At 67.4% G+C, this 19,879-nt stretch carries 12 protein-coding genes and 1 pseudogene; 1 reads left to right on the top strand and 12 read right to left on the bottom strand.

Going from position 1 to position 19,879, the window contains the following annotated elements; genetic code table 11:
• Positions 1-19: 19 nt before the first annotated feature.
• Positions 20-481: an ATP-binding protein gene (locus ACIBO2_RS57120; protein WP_397305211.1), complete on the bottom strand. Its 462-nt coding sequence runs from the start codon at positions 479-481 to the stop codon at positions 20-22.
• A gap of 330 nt (positions 482-811) precedes the next feature.
• Between ACIBO2_RS57120 and ACIBO2_RS57125 the strand changes: the two genes are divergently transcribed.
• The gene (locus ACIBO2_RS57125; protein WP_397305212.1) at positions 812-2,047 is read left to right on the top strand and encodes a hypothetical protein; all 1,236 of its coding nucleotides are present in this window, start codon (positions 812-814) and stop codon (positions 2,045-2,047) included.
• Between the two features lie 312 nt (positions 2,048-2,359).
• Here the strand turns inward: ACIBO2_RS57125 and ACIBO2_RS57130 are convergent, their stop codons facing one another.
• From ACIBO2_RS57130 to mug, 11 genes and pseudogenes are all read right to left on the bottom strand, one after another.
• Entirely contained in the window at positions 2,360-2,626 is a 267-nt protein-coding gene (locus tag ACIBO2_RS57130; RefSeq protein ID WP_358549157.1) for a group II intron maturase-specific domain-containing protein, read from the bottom strand.
• 47 nt (positions 2,627-2,673) lie between these two features.
• Complete coding sequence (locus ACIBO2_RS57135; RefSeq protein WP_397305213.1) at positions 2,674-3,030, bottom strand: hypothetical protein; 357 nt, start codon at positions 3,028-3,030, stop codon at positions 2,674-2,676.
• 107 nt (positions 3,031-3,137) lie between these two features.
• Positions 3,138-8,522, bottom strand: a complete 5,385-nt coding sequence (locus tag ACIBO2_RS57140; protein WP_397305214.1) for a LamG-like jellyroll fold domain-containing protein — start codon at positions 8,520-8,522, stop codon at positions 3,138-3,140.
• A 60-nt stretch (positions 8,523-8,582) separates the two neighbouring features.
• A complete protein-coding gene (locus ACIBO2_RS57145; RefSeq protein WP_397305216.1) occupies positions 8,583-8,858 on the bottom strand; it encodes a hypothetical protein in 276 nt (91 codons plus the stop codon).
• A gap of 390 nt (positions 8,859-9,248) precedes the next feature.
• On the bottom strand, positions 9,249-9,677 hold the full coding sequence (locus tag ACIBO2_RS57150) for a hypothetical protein (protein ID WP_358549167.1): 429 nt from the start codon (positions 9,675-9,677) through the stop codon (positions 9,249-9,251).
• A 185-nt stretch (positions 9,678-9,862) separates the two neighbouring features.
• Positions 9,863-10,705: a S1 family peptidase gene (locus tag ACIBO2_RS57155; RefSeq protein ID WP_397305217.1), complete on the bottom strand. Its 843-nt coding sequence runs from the start codon at positions 10,703-10,705 to the stop codon at positions 9,863-9,865.
• 312 nt (positions 10,706-11,017) lie between these two features.
• Positions 11,018-11,875: an SAM-dependent methyltransferase gene (locus ACIBO2_RS57160; protein ID WP_358549173.1), complete on the bottom strand. Its 858-nt coding sequence runs from the start codon at positions 11,873-11,875 to the stop codon at positions 11,018-11,020.
• Between the two features lie 102 nt (positions 11,876-11,977).
• Entirely contained in the window at positions 11,978-12,418 is a 441-nt protein-coding gene (locus ACIBO2_RS57165) for an acyl-CoA thioesterase (RefSeq protein ID WP_358549175.1), read from the bottom strand.
• The gene (locus ACIBO2_RS57170) at positions 12,415-18,306 is read right to left on the bottom strand and encodes an SDR family NAD(P)-dependent oxidoreductase (RefSeq protein WP_397305218.1); all 5,892 of its coding nucleotides are present in this window, start codon (positions 18,304-18,306) and stop codon (positions 12,415-12,417) included. Before ACIBO2_RS57170 ends, ACIBO2_RS57165 begins: the two co-directional genes overlap by 4 nt.
• Positions 18,307-18,359: 53 nt before the next feature.
• Positions 18,360-19,232, bottom strand: a pseudogene (locus ACIBO2_RS57175) (FAD-dependent oxidoreductase); the annotation flags it as partial.
• A gap of 126 nt (positions 19,233-19,358) precedes the next feature.
• Positions 19,359-19,874 (bottom strand): G/U mismatch-specific DNA glycosylase, encoded by a 516-nt coding sequence (gene mug / locus ACIBO2_RS57180; protein WP_358549183.1) that lies wholly within the window; start codon positions 19,872-19,874, stop codon positions 19,359-19,361.
• Positions 19,875-19,879: the final 5 nt, after the last annotated feature.

Consider the following 19,879-nt stretch of genomic DNA (forward strand, 5'->3'; position numbering starts at 1 on the left):
TTCAGATTCAGGTAAGCCATCAGACCCAGAGATCTCCCTTCAAATCCCTCCCGGCTGTAACCGGGAATATGTCAGAGCGCCTCGTGGCGCACTCCACCCACACCACCTGCCGTCGGTAACCCCCATCGCGCACGCCCCAACCGACCGCGACCGCCTCTACCAGCCACAACCCCCGCCCGCCACACTCTCCGACGTCGGCGTTACGCATCTCGGGAACGGTCACCGCCGCCCCTTCGTCGATCACCTCGATGTAGACCGTCGCGGCATCCAGGGAGGCAACCTCCACCGTGACGAACCCGCCAGGCTCACCGGATGCGGTGTGCGACACAGCGTTCGTCAGCAGCTCACTCACCACCAGTTGGACATCGTCCACGTCCTCATGCCCGGCGACCCTCAGCACCTCCCCCACACACCGGCGAGCCACCGACACCGAACGCGTCACCCCCGGCAATACGATCTCGGCCAGAAACAGCCCGCCCATTGGGCAACCTCCACGATTCGATCGGGCGCGTTCATGTCCCATAGGAAACTCCCGACCAGCCTGCTGCGGAAGACCGCTGAGCGTGGACGCACTGCCGTGTCAAGTCCCCTCCGGTCCCCTGCTACTCCCTGAAGGTCGCCGCCATGTTGACGATCTGCTGACCATCTATCAACCGAGCGTTACCATGGGCCCAGGGCCCGGCCAGGTCTCTCAGGAGGCGCTGTGAACATCGCACATCACCGCCTGACGCAGGCTCGGCAGCTACGCGGCTGGTCACAAACGGACCTCGCCGAGCAGGTGCTGGTTGCAGGCGGTCGCGAGCACGTGAACGTGGCGACCAGCAAGAAGACGGTCTCGCGCTGGGAGCACGGCCAAGTCCCCGACGTCGTCACACAGGAACTCCTCGTCAAGGTGTTCAATCTCCCCGAAGGCGAACACCTGCTGGCTCCATGGCCGCTGTGGCTACCCGCGCCCGACATTCCCGAGCTGTACTATCCCTGGACCCCCAGGGGTACGGTGGAAGTCCTAGCTGATTCGCTGAGGAGCGGACGTATGGACCGTCGCGGGTTCGTCATCTTGTCCGGCGTCACCTTGACCACGCTTCTCCACGACTGGCTGATCACCGAACCCGAGATCGTCCACGCCGTTACCGGGTCCGGCCGCCGCGTCAGCACCGCGATGATCAGCCGCATTGATGAACGCATCGCCGACCTGCAACGCGCCGATGACACTCTGGGCGGCGGCGACCTGGTCGGTGAAGCCGAGGCCCACCTGTCGCTGGTCACCCGCTTGCTGAGCGAGAGCTCCTACACCCAGGCCCAAGGCATCCGCCTCAACGCCCAAGCAGCCGACTTGGCACGAATGGCCGGCTGGATGCGCTTCGACGCCGGCCAGCACGCCGCCGCGCAACGCTACTTCCACGCCGCCCTGCGCTCCGCCCACACCAGCGGTGACCGTCTACTGGGCGCGAACATCCTCGCCTTCGCCGCCATCCAGCAGTACTCCGTGGGCAACCCTCACGAGGCCGACAGCATGGTCCGCACGGCTCAAGCCGCAGTACGTGGACGCAGCACCCCGACCATCGATGCGATGCTGCACGCCCGCCAAGCCAGAGCGCTGGCCAAGACGGGCGATGCCCGCCGCTGTTACCACGCTCTGAACCAGGCCGTTGACTGCCTGAACGAAGGCACCAGCGACGACGACCCACCTTGGGCATACTGGGTCGATCGGGCTGAAGTGGACATGCTGACGGGCTCGTGCCTGCTCGACCTGGGCGACCCTGTCAGAGCACAGGAGAAATTCACCGAAGCTGCCGCCGGATACGGCCCAGGCTACGTACGCGACCACTCTCTCTACCTCACGCGGATGGCCACAGCCCAACTGCAGCAGAAAGACCTCGACCGGGCCTGCGACTCCGCCGGTCAGGCCCTGAGCTTGACGGAGCACATCAGCTCTACGCGCAGTACCGACCACATCCGCGACTTCGTTGAACTGCTGGCCCCTTACCGGACTGAGCCGACAGCTCGCAGCTTCCTGGACCGCGCCCGCACCTTGCTCAGCGTTTGACCATTTCTCTGCGATTGGACAGTTGCTAAGAGCAAGCAACTGGCCGGCTGCACAGCTGGACCCATAGAAGGGATGCGCACTCAGGGGAGCACGGCGATTAGTTGCTTCACCCGCGCTCTTCTGGGAGCGCGTAGGGTCGAGGACTGGCGCGGTTGCGTCTCCTGGAGGTAGGGCTTGGGGCCTTCATGTTCCGCCGGTTTCCCGGTCGGTTGCGCCACCCCAGTGACCGTGGCCAGGTTCATTGCTCCGTTTCCAGTCCCCACTCGTCGAACCGTGCATGCCGTTCTCCGGCACACGGCTCACCGACGTCGTTCACCGCCTGGCATTCGACATCCCCCGCCAGTCCCGGAAGGGCCTGGGTGCGACGACGATCCCCGACAACGTGACAAGGCCGAGTTGATCCGGAGACTGGAAGGCCACAACCGACCAGCCGAACCCTCGGGAACGGCGATGGCGTTTGCGAAGCACGAGCGCCATCCGCATCCGCGCGTAGCTCCTGATCTTGTTGAAGTGGCGGGAGGAGTTACCGAACCGGAAGTAGGCGGCCCAGCCGCGCAGGAACCGGTTGATATCCTCCATGGCTCTACGAATTCAGCCAACGCAATGACTTGGCTGCCACACTTTGGCTATTTATCCCTAATATCGCTATCGGACTGCGTGGATCTGCTGGATATCTGATTTCGCTCAAGGACTGCGCACACAAGGCTGGCAATTATCAATCCCATGCCGCCCTTTACTTCGATATCCAAGACTTCATGAATGCCGGTGTATTTAATGGCGATGTAGACTGCGCGGAGTATCATAAACAAGCCTAATGACATCAAACTAATGCGCATAGTACGCGCACCGAGCTGAGTTCTCGAATTTCGCAGCCAGAGTATTGACGCAACAATTGCTGGTATGGCAATCACTGCATAGAGGAGCGCATCTATTCCAGCCGCAAGAAAGCTGATGACGGACGGCATGGCTTCATTAATAACCATTCTTACACTCCTGTTATTCTTGCTCGTTCACGTGCGCTTATGCGCTCGGCCACTGCTGCTCCCATCGAGATTCAGGGGGCAGCAGTGGCCGAAGTTGGAGTTAGCGGCTAGCTATCGCCATAGCGCCTGCCACTGTAGTCTTGCCACCAGCTATAGTATTTGTTCGAGGTCCAAGGGATACAGCGAGCGTTGCCCTTGGAGATGTGATAGCAGAACTTAATTTCTGCGCTGGATGTGTGTCGGTAGGCCGACAGTGAGCAGTAATCGAAATGATTCTGCCAGCACTCGCCCTTTATCCGTCTCTGGTTCCACACCGCTTCGAGCTCGAAGTCATCCCCCGGATCAGGATTGGAAGGCTTTGGGGGTCCGGCCTGCTCATAGGTGGAACACGCGACTTCTGCGCTGCCAGCTATCGTAAGGCTAACTCCGACCGATCCAGACTTTAGTCCGTCGATCTGCAGCTGGCCACCCACCTCAGCCTTATATTTATTGTTGAGGAAGCACGCCTCCCCAACGGATTTTATTTCGAGATTGTTCTTGATATATTTCGCTTCCTGAGTGTTGGTCTTGGCGTTCGCCGACCAAACTCGAATGTAGTTGTAGAAGGAACCGGGATCGGTAGTCGGGAAATTACGCACCTGCGCAAGGTCCCAGATTGTCTGGCCGAACCCGTCTTGTTGACTGTCGAGAACCCACCATGAGGATCCGGCATCAATTGTAACGCCCCATCCTTTCCGCTTCTTCGAGGTTCCCGAGTATTCGGCTTTAATGAATGTTTGGGACGCTTTGTAGCCTGGCTTCTCACACACCTGCCAAGCGGTCGGTTCATGCGAGGTATCCCATTTAGGTTTACACCCTTGGCCAGGGACGCCGCTACCTCCAGCAGCACCGCCTTCGCATGCACTCGTCGACGAGGTAGCGGCCACGTTTGGCGGCAGGCTGCCGTTGACTTTTCCTCCGCATGAATCCGTACTGTCCGTGGGATCCTCGTAGCTCGCCCAAGGGACTTCGATCACGTTCATGTTTCCGCACCGGTCAAATACGTGCACCGAAATGGAGAAATCTCCAGGCGGAACAACACCTGGTGAACTGTCAGTTGAACGTGCTGCGGTTGCAGCCCTTCCGGCGAACTCCCAAGCCCGCTGGACCTCTGCGATGACACGGACAGTACCGTCTGGAGCCGCCACTACGATTGGGTTGGTTAGGGCTACCGTCGAGGCGGTGTGCTGAGCTGCGAGACGCTCCAGGCTACGACGCTCCTGTACTAGCTCGCCGTTCAGCAGCGACAATTTGGCTGTGTTCGGGTCTTGTGGTTGAACCCCTGGTGCGTCCCAGATCGTTCCGGCGCGGCCTTCCAGGACGGCGTCCTGCGCCTGATAGTACGCCTTAACTCGGTCGATGTATGTCTGCGTGTCCGACTCAGAGGCGGCAACCGCCTTTACCTGTCTCTGCTGTTCGTCCAGGAATGGAATACATGGCTGAGCGGGATCTGGAGGCGGGGGCACAGCCTTGGGGGTGACGGATACTGCCTCCCACTCACTGGTGCCGAAGACCGTCTTGGCTCGCACCTTCACGGTGTGGGCAATGCCGTTGGCGAGCCCTGATATCGCCGCGTAGGGATCCTTCACGCCCATGGTCTTGACGACGCTGCCGCTGCTGTTGGTGACTTCGACGTCATAGCCGTCCAGCAATGCGACGCTGCCGTTGGATTCCGGCAGTCCCCAACTGGCTATGGCGCCGCTGTCTCCTGCCTGAGCGGTGAGGTTGAGCACCTTGCTGGGTGGCCCCGCAGGAAGGTAGGTAAGCGCTAGCGACGGCTGCTCGACAGCTGATGCATCACCGAAGACGATGATCTCATCCTTGTTGGACGTGAGCAGCAGCCACTGATATTCGCTTCCGGCAACATCCGCCTGTAAAGCGTTCAGCGGCAGGGAATACGGTGGTTTGCTGCTATCTGCGTCACTTGCCAGATCGGGCCCCTTGCTTTCCGCAGTGACGGTGCTCCTAAGCCGCGTGGCGGTGATGACCGCGTCTGTCGGACAGGTGCCTCCTGGGCAGACAGGAGTACCGAGCTTGAGGATGCCTTCCGATACTCCGGCACCATCAGGCAATTCGTCGAGCTTGAAGCCGATGACGGCCACGGTTTTGTCGACGCCGGTGCCTCCAATCCGCATGATGGTGTTGTCGGCGACGGTGCAGGCCGCGCCGCCGCACGCGGTCGGATCTGTCTTGGCGGTCTTGATGACGAAGCTGTCCTTGCCCAGCGTGAGATGCCGAACGTCTTCCACCGGGTCAGCAGGCGGTGTGCCGGGAGTGGTGAAGCTGACGGGAGCGGTCTTGGAGGTGCAGACCTCACTGGCTGGGCTGTCCGCAGTAACCGACACAGTAGTCCGGACACCTGCTGAGGCAGTGGTTCCGGTGATCGGGGTGTTCATGTCGGTGGTGAGTTCAGCGGCGGTTTGCGCGCGGTTGTAGACGCGTACTTCGTCGATCGCTCCCTTGAAGTAATCGCCGTACGCGGTGTTACCGCCGATGTGGAAGGCACCGCCGTCGTCGAGCAGACTGCCCGTGACGAGGCTTTGGCCTACCTGTGTGCCGTTGAGGTACAGCCGGGCCGTTGTGCCGTCGTAGGTGACGGCGAGGTGGCTCCAGGTGTTGACCGGCAGCGATCCGCTTCCTGGGACCGAACCGAAAGTGTCGGCGGTGGCCAGTAGCCCCATGGGAGTGGACCCGTTGGAGGCGAACAGGCCGTAGCCAACCTCGTCGAGCGTCGCGTTGTCCTTGCCCATGACGGTGCGATAGCCATCGACGGCGCTGGGCTTGACCCAGGCCGCCAAGGTCAGAGCGTTGGTCATCTTCAGCGAGGGTGAGTGGTTGACGGTGACCCAGTTGGAGGTGCCGTTGAAGGACAGGGCCTTGCCGTACTTGCCGGCCACCCAGGAGGTGCTGGTGGAGGTGCCGTTGTTGGTGCCGGTTTTATCGGCGACGGCGGTTCCGGTGCCTGCGTCCATGCCGTAGGCGGCAACCAGGCCACTCGGCGTCGGATTCGGTGTCGGGGTCGGCGTGGGAGTGGGTGTTGGGGTCGGCGTGGGAGTGGGTGTTGGGGTCGGCGTTGGGTTGGGTGTTGGGTCAGGGCCGGGGTTGGACGAGCCAGGCCCCGTTGCGCAGGCGATCATCTGCCACTTGTACGTACGCCCCGGCTGCACAGTGTTCGCGGGGACCTGGAACGAGGCCCGTTCGCCGCCGTTGACCGTACGAGTACCCAGCGGCGCTGAACCGACCGGTGCGCCTGTGTTGTCGTACAGGTAGTACTTGGCCGTGACCGCACCGCCGGACGGCCGGTTGACCATGCCGGACAGGATCGGCTGCGCGGGATCCGCCATGCCGGTCTCGGTGTCGCTCGGCAGCATCGGCGCGTCCGAGGTGATCCGGTAGGCCGGGCTCTCGTTGCACGAGGGCGGTACGACGCCGCTGCGGCATGCCTTGACCACGAACTTGAAGCTGGCCGGGTTGTCCAAGGTGAACACCTTGTCCAGCACCTGGCCTGAGGGGATGTTGTTGTGCGTGGTGGTGGTCGGGACGCCGACCATAGTACGGATGTCGGCAGCGCTCAGCACGCGCTGGTAGACGTGGATGTCGTCCACCGCGCCCTCGAGCTTGCCGTCGCCTTCGAGGATCAGGCCGCGGCCGATCTGGAACTTGCCGCGGGCGTTCCAGTCCACAGTGTGATCACCCTCGGCGGCCAGCTCGCCGTCCACGAACAGGCGGACCTTGTGGGCGGTGGCGTCGTACTGGGCGGCCACGTGCGTCCACTGGCCGATCTTCGCCAGGTTCTTGGACTGGATGACGCGCTCGTGGATCGCGTCGGGGATGTCCTGGGTGACCATGGACAGCAACCAACGCTGATCGTATTCGGGAGCGTCGGAGGTGGTGTAGGCCAGGGTGAAGCCGGGCCAGTTGACGCCCATCTGCGAGAAGATGGCCTGGTCGGCGGTGCTGCTGTCCAGGCGCACCCAGGCGGCTGCGGTGAAGCTCTGGTTGGTGTTGATCACCGGCTTGGTGGTGGCCGCGTACGCGCCGCCGGTCATCTTGACGGCCTGACCGAGCTGTCCGGGAACGCGGGTGTACGAACCGGTCAGAGTCGCGGGTGCGGTGCCGGCGGAGTCCGTGGCGGTAGCACCCGAGGCCTCATCGAGCTTGTAGTAGGCCGCTTCCCCGGTGGGCAGCTGTGGCGCCGGCGGGGCCATGGTCGAGTCGTTGACCGTCACCGTGTAGTCGAGGTTGGTCGCCTCAGGGACGCGCGAGTTGTAGGACACCTTGACGTTGGTGCTGCGCGCGATGGCGTCGTTGCCGCTCATCGAGTCGATTGACTCGGCGCTCACCGTGGGGATCTCGGGCGGCAGCACCCAGTCGACGCTCAGCTTCGGCGGCGTACCGCTGGTGGAGGACTTCGGATAGAACGTGAAGTCCTCACCGAAGTTCTTCGTGACCGGACTCTCCTGCGTCAGCTTGAGCGTCAGTCCGTGGTTGGGGGTGCCTGAGGCCCACAGCCCGGCCATCGTGGTCAGGTCCCAGCTCCACACCGCTCCGGCCGTACGCGGCAGTGAGCAGGGATCGATCGAGGCGCGTCCCTCCCCGGTGCTGGCCGGCTGGTCATCCCACCAGACCTCGTCAGGGTCCCAGGCTTCGGTGATGCGCTGCGCGGCGATTCCCTGGAACTCACTGCAGTTGATGACGTCCAGACGCAACTGCATTTGCATCGTGGCCTTGACCACCTGCCGCCCCGCGATCGACGCCGTGTCGAACGCCATCAACGTCCGGCCGATGCGCTCCTTATAGGCGGGAGTACAGCCCGTACCTGAGCACTCCTTCCAGTTCGACCGGCTCACGACGCCGGGGGCGCGCTGTTCGTCGGGAGAGCGGACCCCGACCTCTTTGGTCACTCCCAGGGTCGTGGTGGGATCCACTGTGACCGGGTACTGGGTGGCCGGGTCGGCCAGCCACGCGGCGTCCGGCTTGAGCACCAGTACGGTCGATGCGTCCTTGCCCTCGACCGTCGTGTTGATCTTGGTCTGGCGACCGGGGTGCTCAGCGCTCGGCTTGTCGGATGCCGCGTCCCACATCAGCGGTGTCGGCGCCGACGCCACCTGCTTGCCCTTTGCGGCCGTCAGCGAGAGGCCACCGGACTTGGTCGTCTTGAGGTCGAGGCCGCGGGCCTGCACCGGGATGCGGAACTCGACCGCTCCAGTCGGCCGTTCGCGTAGCACGATGTCGTGCCGGAATCCGGTAGGTAGGGCCGTCATTACAAGGTCCGCCGATGGGCCCGCGGCTCCTACGTACGTGGCTACGTTGCCCTTGATCTGAGGGTGGGGCAGCGCCGTCGGCCAGGACAGCCCGAACGAACGGTCCCTGCCCAGCTTCATGGTCGCGAAAGGTTGTGTGCCGCCGGTCGACAGGCGCACGCCGCCCTTGGCGCGTTTGGGCCGTAGCACCCCATTCTGCTCGACCAGGGATGTGTCGATCCACTGCCACGAGCCGTCGCCCTGCTTGAGCTATGCCGGGCCGGAGTACGAGTCTGTCGCCAGGTGTCCGTCCGGGTACGCCCACGTGCGTGAGGTCTCGGTGAAGGCTGATTCGACGGGGATCGTCTCGTTGCGCTGCTTCGCCTCCTGGAGTGCGGCACGCAGGGGCGCGTCCGGATCGTCCGGGTGGGGGAAGATGGTCTTCGTGGAAGCGGGAGCGCTCCCAGGTGTGCCGATCGGTCCCGGATCGGCCATGGCCGAGGTCACCGTTCCCGCCACCAGCAGCGATGCTGCCACCGTGAGCACCGTCGCCAGGGTGATGTGCCGGGGCGGTTTCCCGCCCGCTCTCGTTGTACGTGGTAACTCGCTCACTAACACCCTCAATCAGGCATGAGTTGACATGACACAAGATCAATATCCTCGCCCGACCAAGGGGACAATATGAGAAAGATCACTCAAAATTCGAACGCATTTTCTGTAACATCTGGAGCCCCAGGGCGGTGGGATGCGCCCTGCGAGAGCAAGATCGGGCCCTGACGAGCGACAACACCGGCCGTTCCTCGCATCCAGGCACACCGCCAGAATGGTTTCGGGCACGCACATCGAGGGACATCTACAGGGCCTGATCTTTATATCTGCCTTACACGAGACCTGCCGCCGACGGCGCTCCCGGCCCCGGACGGGCGCCCCCACGCTTCATGCCGCGACCCGGAGAGGACGGCGCTGGAGCTCACGCGTGGCTAGAAAGAGGAGCACGGCCCAGACCGTGCAATAGCCGCCGAACACCGCGCCGCCACGGTCAGTGAGCAGCGCGCCGCCCAGCATGCCGACCGCCCCCACCGCCGCCATCGCCGTGCACAGCCACAGCAGGACGAGCAGGACCAAGCGCGGCCAGCGACTGTCGAAACGTACCTGGGCTGCCAGTAGAAGCACGATGATCAGCACCCCGCTCCCGGCGTTGGCCCACTGAGCCGACGCCACCTCGCCCGGTCCGTAGCTCTGGTAGCTCTCGGGGGCGACGTGCGGGCCACCCGTGACCCCCAGTCGCCCCTCCAAGGCGAAGAACACCTTCGACACCACGTAAAGCCCGGTCCAGCCCATGGCCGCGTAACCCATCGTCCTCATGGGCGACGACTCTGCCAGCCACGCGGGCCGCCCGGACTCCCCCGCTCGGGGGAGCCCGCCCCCCATAGAGGGGGAGCCAAATGGCGCGCGCGTGACCTGGAAGCGGCGTGGTCAGGCGGCGCCGCCTGGCTGCTTCGCGGAGGCGTGTTGCCCGACAGTGCGAGTGGTTCAGGAGCGGTAGTGGATCACGCCTCTATGGTGCGGGTGATCCACGAGCGGTAGTGGGTCACGTCCGTCCAGACGCCGACCCCCGGTCCGCCGTCGGGGTTGGTGGAGCAGCCGGCGCCGCCGCCCATCCGCTCGTCCACGTCGTCACCGTCGCGCGAGGTGGCTCCGATCAGCTCCCACCGGCCGGCGATCTTGCGGATCTGCGGGCCGCCGGAGTCGCCGTGGCAGGCGCTGGCCGCGCGGCCGGCGCTGTCGCTGGTGCACAGCTCGGTGCCGCTGTTGAGGTCGACGCAACGCTTGTCGGGTACGCGTACGGTGTCGAGTTCCTGCAGCTTCTCGGAACCGTTCTCACATCTCGCCATGCTCTCGCAGGTCATGCCCCAGCCGATGACCCGGCTCGGGTCGCCCACTTGGCCGGGGCTGTCGGCGATGCGGATGGGGGCGAGGTTCACTCGCCGGTCCAGCTGGATCAGCTCCAGGTCGCCCTTGCGCTCCCCGTCCGAGTCGCGGCCGCTCCAGTCGGGATGGGTGACGATCCGGTTCACGCGCGCGACGACTCCGCCCTTGTCCCGGTCGAGGGAGCCGATGCGTACGCGGGTCTCGCCGGGTCTCATGAGGCCCTTGCAGTGGGCGGCGGTGACGACCCAGTCGGGGGCGATGAGGGCGCCGCCGCAGTGGTGGTTGGGCACTTCGCTCAGCCGGAAGGACGCCATGAACGAGTAGGTCTCCGTCGCGTCCCTACCTCCGATGATGGCGGCGTGGTTCACGCCCGCAGCGGCCGTGGCGGTGGTGATCAGTGCGAGCCCTAGAGCCATGAGGGTGGCCAGCGCCATTGATCGCCTGCTGATTGCCTTGAACACAAGTCTCCTATCAGTTGGGGCGGCTGAGGAGACACTTTGAACGCTGCGAACTCAACGTGATGGCAGCCGCACCGGCCGGTGATCTGAGGGGGAATGGTGCTTCGTGGCTGGTCAGAGGCACCCGCCACAGGCCAAGGGTACCTACGGGCGCAAATGGCCAGTACCGAATGTGATCAAACGATCACTCCACGATCACCGCGCGACCATGCTGGTCAGCGGTCCGCGATGAGCATTTACGTCGGCGTCCGCGATGCATTTACGTCAGCGTCCGCGATGAGCGCGTACATCAATGGAGCGCGATGAGCATGTACGTCAATGGTCCGCGATGAACAGGAAGTTCCGGGGGAAGCCCATGACGTCCCGGGGCAGCGGCGGATCCCACGGCCACCGGCCGTACGAGGCGCCCTCCTCCCCAGGGGTCTTCAGCTCCGTGACCCGCCAGCCGCACCCGGACAGGAACTCCTCCGGCTCGTCCGTGCCGAACAGCCACGGGCAGCCGTCCTCCGTCAGCCTGCGCAGGCCCTCCCGCGAGAACTCGCTGATCATCGACTGATGGCTGAGCAGATCCCCGGCGAGCACGCTCCCGGGAGCCGTGATCTCCGCGACCCGCTCCACCAGCCCACGAGCGTCGGACTCCGGCATGTAGAACAGCAGCCCCTCGACCACCCAGAGGGTCGGCGCCGCCGGATCCCAGCCGGCCTCCCTGAGCGCCTGCGGCCAGGCGCCAGTCAGGTCGGTGCCGACGGCCCGGCGAGCGCAGCGGTGCTGGGCGCCGAGTTCGGCGAGCCGTTTGTCCTTCTCCTCCAGCAGGTCGGCCTGGTCGATCTCGTACAGCACGGTCTCCGGAGGCCACGTCAGTCGTACGGAGCGCGTGTCCAAGCCGGCCGCCAGCAGCACGACCTGTCCGAGGCGATCCGCCCCACCGGTTCGACTGCTCGGCCGAGGCGCAGGCGCACAGCCGGAGCGTACGGAGATCACGTCGTCCAGGTAGCGGGTCCGGATGGCGATGAACTCGCCGACGCCCGGGTTGTCGTAGCGGGCGAAGAGGGTCGCGCCCTCCTCTCCGGCGAGTTCCTCGGCCAGGTGGTCGGTGAAGATCGCGTCATCGCGTCGCGACTCCTTCGCCCTGGCGGCCGCCGTCCAGCGGGCGGTGGCGGAAACAGCGTGCATCGACACTCCTTCGGCATACGGATCAACCGGCAAAAGGACCGACCGGCATGAGGATCAACCGGTATGAGGTCTGACCGGCAAAAGGACCGACCGGCGTAAAGATCAACGGCGACTGCGTACCTGTTCGAGCAGGCGCCGCATCTGCTCCGGGATCCGGGCCGGAGCCAGGTGGCCGTTCTCGTCGGGACGTACGCAGGCGATCCGCTGCTCCCCGGTGGCGACCAGTTCCTCTCCTCCGTCCGGGAGCTGACGCCAGTACTCGTAGGTCATCACCGACTGGGTCTGGCCCAGCTCTCCCTGCCGCATTCTGATGACCACCTCGTCGAAGACCGCCAGTTCCCGCAGGTAGTCGCAGTGGCAGCTCACGGTCAGCAGGCGTACCCCGTCGGCGAAACCGGCCACCACGTCGGGGACGAAGTCCCGTAGGAACATCTCCCGGGCGCGGCCCTGCCAGCGGATGTAGTTGACGTAGTTGACGTTGCCGAGCAGGTCGGTGTCCTCGATGCCCACGACGTGCCGGTACTCGTAGGCGTCCCCGGTCATCGGAGCTCACCCGCCTTGCCGGCGTTCGGGTCGGTCGCGGCCAGGATCGCGAGGACGACAGGGGCCGACACACCACGCAGCCTGGTGGACATCGTCAGGATCCGGTCATCGCCGACGACGAGCCCGACCCAGCCGCCTTCCCGCGCCGAGTCGAACGTCACCGCGGCGTCGACCGGCCGGCCCGCCTTCACCAGGCACTCGGCGGCCGTCCAGATCCGCGTGGCCGCGGTGTCGAAGTCCTCCCCGGTCTCGTCCGCGACGGCCTCGGCCAGCGCGAGCCGGTCCGCGCCGAGCAGCGTCGACCAGGTCTGCCTGCTCCGGGGCGTGACCGTCTCCAGATCGCACCCCGGAGTGGTCGTCGCCATGGTGACGCCCGCCGAGTGCGCGATCGACACAGTCTGTCCGCCCAGTACCTCCGGCTTGCCGTCCGGGCGCCAGACGACCTCGGTCTCGGCCCCGAACAGCCGCTGGACGGCCAGCCGGCTGGCCTGCCGCCGCTCCAGTCCGTCGCCGTCGGTGTCGAACAGGACGCGGCCTGCCAGGTCCTGCTCGATGAGCACGTGCTCCAGGTACGAGCCGAGCAGCATGGGGCCCCACTCGCGCGGCACCTCGTACTTGCTGACCAGCTGCGTCCGGAAGCCCTGCCAGGTCTCGATGACGTCGCCGTCGCGGTCGGTGACCTCGATGTCCCAGCACTTGTCGTCGAAGCGGTGCCGGATGTAGACGTCGGTCGGCTGCGCGCCGGTCGACGGGCCCGGCACGATGCGCTCCACTCCCGCGGGGATGGCCAGTACGGTCGGACCGCAGGTCTGCATCGGCTGCATGTAGGCGTCCCGGGCGGCCGGGTCGCCGAGCAGCAGCCGGTCGGGGAGATATCGCCCGAACCAGGAGGAGCCGGTGCCCGCGAGGAGCCGTCCCGTGACGTGCTGGGCGCCGGTGCGGTGGATGCTCTCGACGAGCTTGAAGCGCGGGCCGTGGAAGAGCATCGGCCCGTAGAGGTCCGTCGCGGGGTCGAAGGCCAGCGGCGGCAGCGCCACGTCGTCGGGCCGGGCCAGCCCGAGGGTCTCGGGCTTGACGCCGGTGTGCCCGAGCGTTTCAGCCTTGGCGCCGGAGTAGTCGCAGACCGCCCGGAAGTGGTCGATCTGGAATTTGGTCGTACTCGTACGAACCGCCGTGACCACCCGCCCCGGCCCGGTACGCAGCGCCGCCACCCGTACCGTCACCGGAGCGTCCTCGGTCACGACGATGGCCCGAAGGAATTCGATGTCCTCCAGGACCGGCACGGTGTCCGTGCCGAGCAGGCCGGCCGCGGCCTGAGCCATGATCTCCATGCCCACCGTGCCCGGCACGACCGCCCCTTCCCCACCGCCGAAGACGTGCTCGGCGAGGTAGGGATCGCTGGCCCAGCTGACCTCGGAGTCGGCGACGAGCTCGATGCCGGGGTAATAGACGCGCGGCTGCTCCAGGAAGCGGAGCAGCGGCAGATCATCGCTCCCACCCCTGCCAGAGCGGGAAGCCCCCTCCGAGTCGGCGCTGAACGTCACCGTCGGCATTTCGCCGAACCGGCCGGTCACCACGGAGACGACAGGCGCGCCGGGGTCGGCGATCAGCTCGCGGAGCATGGCCACCCCCTGATCGGGCGTGATGGTGGTGACGCCCACCCGGGCGAGGTTCTCCACCGAGCCGAGCCGCTCCCCCATCCCGACACCCGACCACAGGGACCACTCCACGGCCCGGCATCGGCAGTGCGGCAGCTCGCGCGCCAGCCGTTCGACGAGGTCGCTCTGCCATTCGTTGGCTATGGCGTAGTGGGCCTCACCCCGCAACCCGGCCCGCCCGGTGATGCTGCCGAACGTGACCAGCAGCTTCAGCGCGCCGGTTCCGACGGCCGCGAGCACCGCTTCGAGCCCCGCGACCTTGGGGTCGATCGTGGCCGCGTAGTCGGCGTCGGTGAGCTCCCCGAGCAGCTTGGGCACGTTGCCACCGGCTCCGTGCAGGACGCCGGTGACCTTGCCGAGGTGCCGTCCGATCGCGGCGACCGCTTCGGCCACCTGCGCCGCGTCGGTGACGTCGGCGCGCACGTAGCGGGCGGTCACTCCGGTGGCCGCCATCCGCTCCAGGTTGGCGGCCAGTTCGCTGTCTTCTTCCGGATCGGATCGGCCGAGCAGGGCCAGCCGGGTGCCCGTCTCCTTGGCCAGGCTCAGCGCGCATTCGGCCGTGATGCCCTTGCCGCCGCCGGTGACGAGCAGCACGTCGTCGGGGCCGAGCGGCAGCTCGGTGCCGCCGAGTTCCACCGGTGTCAGGACGGGCTCCGTACCCATGCCGTCGGCGTCGTAGGAGACCTCTTTGAAGCGGTCGGTCGCGGCGACCTCCGCGGTGATCCACGCGGGCGCCTCGGCCGCGTCGAGCGGGAGGGTCACAACGGTGGTGGCGACCCAGGGCGCCTCCAGGTGCAGGCTCTTGGCGAAACCGGCCCCGCCGGGCTCCTCCTGGACGATCGCGCAGCGGGTCACCTCCTTGCCCGCGAGCACCGCCTCGGCGGCGGCGCGCAGCACCGCCAGCCGCTCGGCACGCGGGCCCGAGGGGAGGACCACCAGGACGCCGGTGCCGGTGGCCGCCGCTTCGAGCGCGGTCCGGACGGCGTCGGCGGCGGGATGCTCACCGATGACCTGCCAGGTGCCCTGGGTGCGCGGCGTTGTACGCCCCGATGGGGTGCTCTCTCGTCTCCCGACGGCGAAGCTGTGCACCCACGGCGCGATGCCGGGCGGCACGATGCGGGCCGCCGCCGTCTCGGCGTCCTCGGCCGGGGCCTCGCCCGTCGCGACCAGCTGTTCCAGCGTCTCGGCGACCTGGCCCAGGGTCGCGGTGGCGTACCCGGTGGGCGCGGCGGGCTCGGACAGGCCGAGACGGCGCATGGCCTCGCCGACGAGCTCGCCCACCACGATCGAGCTGAGGTGCAGGTCGTCCAGGAACTTGCTGTCCGCCTGCACCGACTCCAGCGGGAACTCGGCGTGCTCGGCGACCAGCCGGCGCAGCAGGAGGAGCGGGTCTCCGGTGGGCTCGTCCAGGGACGAGGAGGCCGACGTGGGAGCGGCGGCGCTGACCAGCAGGGCGGAGTCGATCTCCGGGACGACCTCGCACAGGTTGGTGATGAAGGTCGGGGTCGCGGCCGGGTCGAAGGCGCGGGTGAAGCGGTCCTCGAACAGCTCGCCGACCTTCACCCCGGCGCCGACGGCGAACGCCGCGCCCAGCGTCTGCAGGATGCCGGTCAGGGAGTCGTCGTCGGTACGCGTGGCGACGGCGGGGACGTCGACGATGTCGCGGGCCAGCTGGGTCAGTACGAGGCCGGGTCCCACCTCGATGAGCAGGTCCGCGTCCTTAGCCGCCACGGTGAGCGCCTCGATGAAGCGGACCGGCGCGGTGATCTGCTCGCGCAGCAGTTCGAGGGGTTCGCCCACGACCGGCGCTCCGGTCACGGTCGAGATGACGTGCCGGCCGACGGGCTCCGGCCGCTCTTCGGCCAGCCGGCCCGCGAAGACGTCGGCCGCCGGGGCGACCAGCCGCGAGTGGAAGGCGTGCGAGACGGGGAGCCTGACCGCCGACAGGCCCTGGCGGGTGGCCCGTTCGACGACCCGGGTCACCGCCTCGGCGGGGCCCGACACCACGGTCTGGCGCGGGGAGTTCAGGCCGGCGACGACCACGGGATCGTCGCCGAGCAGCGCGGCGACGGTGTCGTGGTCAGCGGTGACGCTGGCCATCGCGCCGCCGCTCTCCGACAGCTCGCTCATCGCCCGTCCTCGGGCGGCGGCGATCCGCAGCGCCGCGGCCTCGTCGAACGAGCCGGCCCAGTGCAGCGCGACGAGCTCGCCGAGGCTGTGCCCGACCGCGGTCCCGGCTTCGACGCCCAGCTCGGACAGCACCCGCAGCCCGGCCACCGAGGCGGTCACGATGCGCGGCTGGGCGACGGCGGTCTCGACCTGATCGCCGCCGGTGGGCAGGGCCGCCATCTCGTACAGTTCGTCGACCGAGTCGAAGCGGCGGCGCAGCGCGCCCCCGTCGGCGCGGGTGCCGGAGCCCTGGCCGGGGAACATCAGCACGATGCGCGGCAGCTCGCCGAGCGTGCCGAGGAAGATCCCGGCCGCGCTGTCGAGGTGACGTTCCGTGCCCTGCCCGGCCAGCTCGGCGACCTGCCGCAGCCGCTCGGCGAGCGCGGCGGGCGTGCCGGCGACCACCGCGGCGCGGCGCGCCCGGCGGCCGATCTTCCTGGCCAGGTACGCGGCGAGGTCGGGCAGCTCGGAACGGGACAGGCCGACCGCGATCTCCGCGAGGCGCTCCGCCTCCTGCCGCAGGTCGGCCGGCGAGTCGGCGTCCAGGCAGAACAGCTCCACGTCCTGAGGGGAGTTCATGAGCGTCCGGGTCCGCCCGTCCAGGCGGGGGCGGCGCCGGCGCGGAGACTCGATCACCACGTGCGTGTTGATGCCGCCGAAGCCCATGGCGCTGACGCCCGCGCGCAGCGGCGCGTCCTGCGGCCATGGTTCGGCCTTGCGGAGGGTGCGCAGGGCCGGGGAGTCGCCGGAGAGGATCTTGTGGGGCCGTTCGCAGCCCGTGGTCGGCGGGAGCACCGCGCTGTTGACCGCCATGACCGCCTTGATCAGGCCGGCCATCCCGGCGGCCGCCTTCGTGTGGCCGATGTTCGCCTTGATCGAGCCGATGACGGCGGGCCGCGCGGCCGGCGCGGCCGCCCTTCGCGCCTCGGAGATCGTCTCCAGCTCCGCGGCGTCGCCGACGGCGGTGCCGGTGCCGTGCCCTTCGAAGTACGGCACCTCCTCGATGCCGAACCCGGCCCGCTCGTAGGCGCGGTCGAGGCAGAGCCGCTGGCCGTCGGACTCCGGCCGGGTGATCCCGCCCGCCCCGTCGGAGGAGACGCCCCAGCCGGCGATGAGGGCGTGGACACGGTGGCCTCTGGCGACGGCGTCCTCCTCGCGCATCAGCACGACCATGCCGGAGCCCTCACCGGGCCAGAAACCGGCGGACCGCTGGTCGTACACGCGCATCTCGTCGACGGCGAGCGCGCCGGCCCTGGAGAAGCCGATCAGCTCGTTCGGGTCGATGCTGATGTCCACCCCGCCGGCCACCGCGACGTCGAGGTCGCCGGAGACCAGCGCGTTGCAGGAGGTGGTGAGCGCCAGCAGCGACGAGGCGCAGGCTCCGTCGACGGCGTAGCCGCCGCCGTTGAGGTCGAAATGGTTGCAGATGCGTCCGGCGATGGTGTTGGACAGGCCACCGGCCAGGTAGTCGCCGTCGGGCACCGGGAAGGGTGCCTTGTAGTCGTGCTCCATCCGGCCGAGCAGCTCGGTGAGCTGCTCGGTGTCCAGCTTGCCCTCCAGGGCGTTGGCGACGATGCGGCGTACGTACGGCCAGCGCAGCCTGATCCCGGCCGCGCGCTGGCCCTCGCCGGTGAGCGAGTTGCCGATGACCACGCCGGTGGTCTCGTGTGGCGCGCCCTTGCCGTCGGGGAACCCGGCGTCGGCGAGCGCCTCGGCGGCCACCTCCAGGGCGAGCCAGTGCACCATGTCGGTGTTGCGGAAGGTCGTGCCGGCCACCTTGAAGCGCAGCCGGTCGAACTCCCAGTCGCGTAACGGCGCCGCCTCTGTCGTGTAGAAGTGGTCGGGCGCCGTACGGTCCGCGGACCAGTAGTCGGACAGCCGGATGCGTTCCGGGGGCAGCCGCCGGAACGACCTGCGGCCCGCCAGCGCGTTGTCCCACAGCTCACCGGCGGTGGCCGCGTCGGGAAAAACGCCGCGCGGTGCGTTTTTCCATATTCCGCCAGGCCCGGCAGCACGTCGCCCTGGCTCGCCACGGCGCCCCCGACCGCGTCCACCAGCCACTGCGCGGACTGGAACGCCCAGCCGCACCCGACTCCCCACAGCGGGTCGGTGGCCAGGGCCGCGTCGCCGACCAGGGCCAGTCCCGGTCCGTACGGCTTGCGGTAGACGTTGGGCAGGTCGAGCGTCCCGACGATCTTGGAGACGCGTTCGGCCCCGTCGATGCGGGGCCCGTCGGGCAGGGCGCGGACGAACCGTTCGAAGCTGCCTTCGAGGTCGGCGCGGAAGGCGGAGCTGTGCTGTTCCTTGCTGGGCGAGCAGGCGATCACGGTGACGCCGTCGTCGTTGGGGAAGGCGAAGGCGGTGTCCGGGTCGAGGAACCACACCCGGCTCGGCGCGTCTTCCGGCAGGCCACGGTACTGGGCGAAGAAGCCCAGCCGGTTGTTGGCGCTCAGCCTGACGGGCAGCCCGCTGAGGGCGCCCACGGTCGAGTTGCGCCCATCCGCGCCGACGACCAGCCGCGCCGTCAGCCGGGTCTCCACGCCGCCCGCGGTGACGCGGACTCCGGTGAAGCGGCCGTCCTCCTCCAGGAGCCCGTTGACGTTCTGGCCGAGCCGGAGGTCGACTCCCGGTGTCTCGGCGGCGAGCCGTCTGAGCATGGGGTCCAGGGTCTGGCGCCGGATGTTGAGTCCGTGCGCAAGCGGCTCCGCGCCGGGCGCGGGGCGCGGCTCGATCCAGCCCCAGGGGGTCCACAGGTGGGTGACGTGCCGGTGCGCCCCGGCCTCTTCGAGCAGCGGCAGCAGGCCCAGCGTCTTGATGACCGGCAGGCAGCTCGGTTGCAGCGTATGGGTGCACAACACCTTGTACGCGTCCATGCCGGAATGCTTTTCCAAGAGCGCGACGCGAGCTCCCAGATTCGCGAACAGTATTGCGCCGGCGCATCCGGAAATGCTTGCGCCGACTATGACGACGTCATAGTCATCTGTCATGCGAGATTTCCCTACGAGGCTACGGTGAAGCCCACTCCCGCCTACCTGGAAGTGGTTGAACCGTAAACGGGGATTGCGTTGATCATTAAAGAGTTAGCCGATAGTAGGGAGCGAGCTCTGAGATCGTCAAGAGGTGCGCGAAGGCCGCCCGATGTGCTCGCGCAGCAGCCGCAATTCGGCGGCGATGCCGGCCAGGGTCCAGTGGGCGTTGAGGCCGCTCGGGTTCGGCAGCGCCCACACCGGCACGCCGCCCACCGGCTCGGGCTGGAGACCGATCCGCGCCTTCGGCCGGGCGAAAGCCGTCCGGTACGCCGAGATCCCCAGCACGGCCAGCGCCCGGGGCCGCACCGAAGCCACCAGCCCGGCCAGCCGGGCCCCGCCCTCGATCAGCTCCTCACGGGTCAGCTCCGACGCCTTGGCGCTGGGCCGGGCGACCACGTTCGTGATGCCCAGCCCGTACGACGGCAGCAGGTGCTGCTCGGCCGGGGCGAGCAGCCGGGGTGTGAACCCGGACAGATGCAGCGCGGGCCAGAACCGGTTGCCGGGACGGGCGAAGTGATGGCCGGTGGCCTCCGACATCAGCCCGGGATTGATCCCGCAGAACAACACCTCGATGGAGGGACCGAGCACGTCGTCAATCACGCACC

The sequence above is a fragment of the Nonomuraea sp. NPDC050022 genome, from assembly GCF_044460705.1.
In the GTDB taxonomy this organism is placed as follows: Bacteria; Actinomycetota; Actinomycetes; order Streptosporangiales; family Streptosporangiaceae; genus Nonomuraea.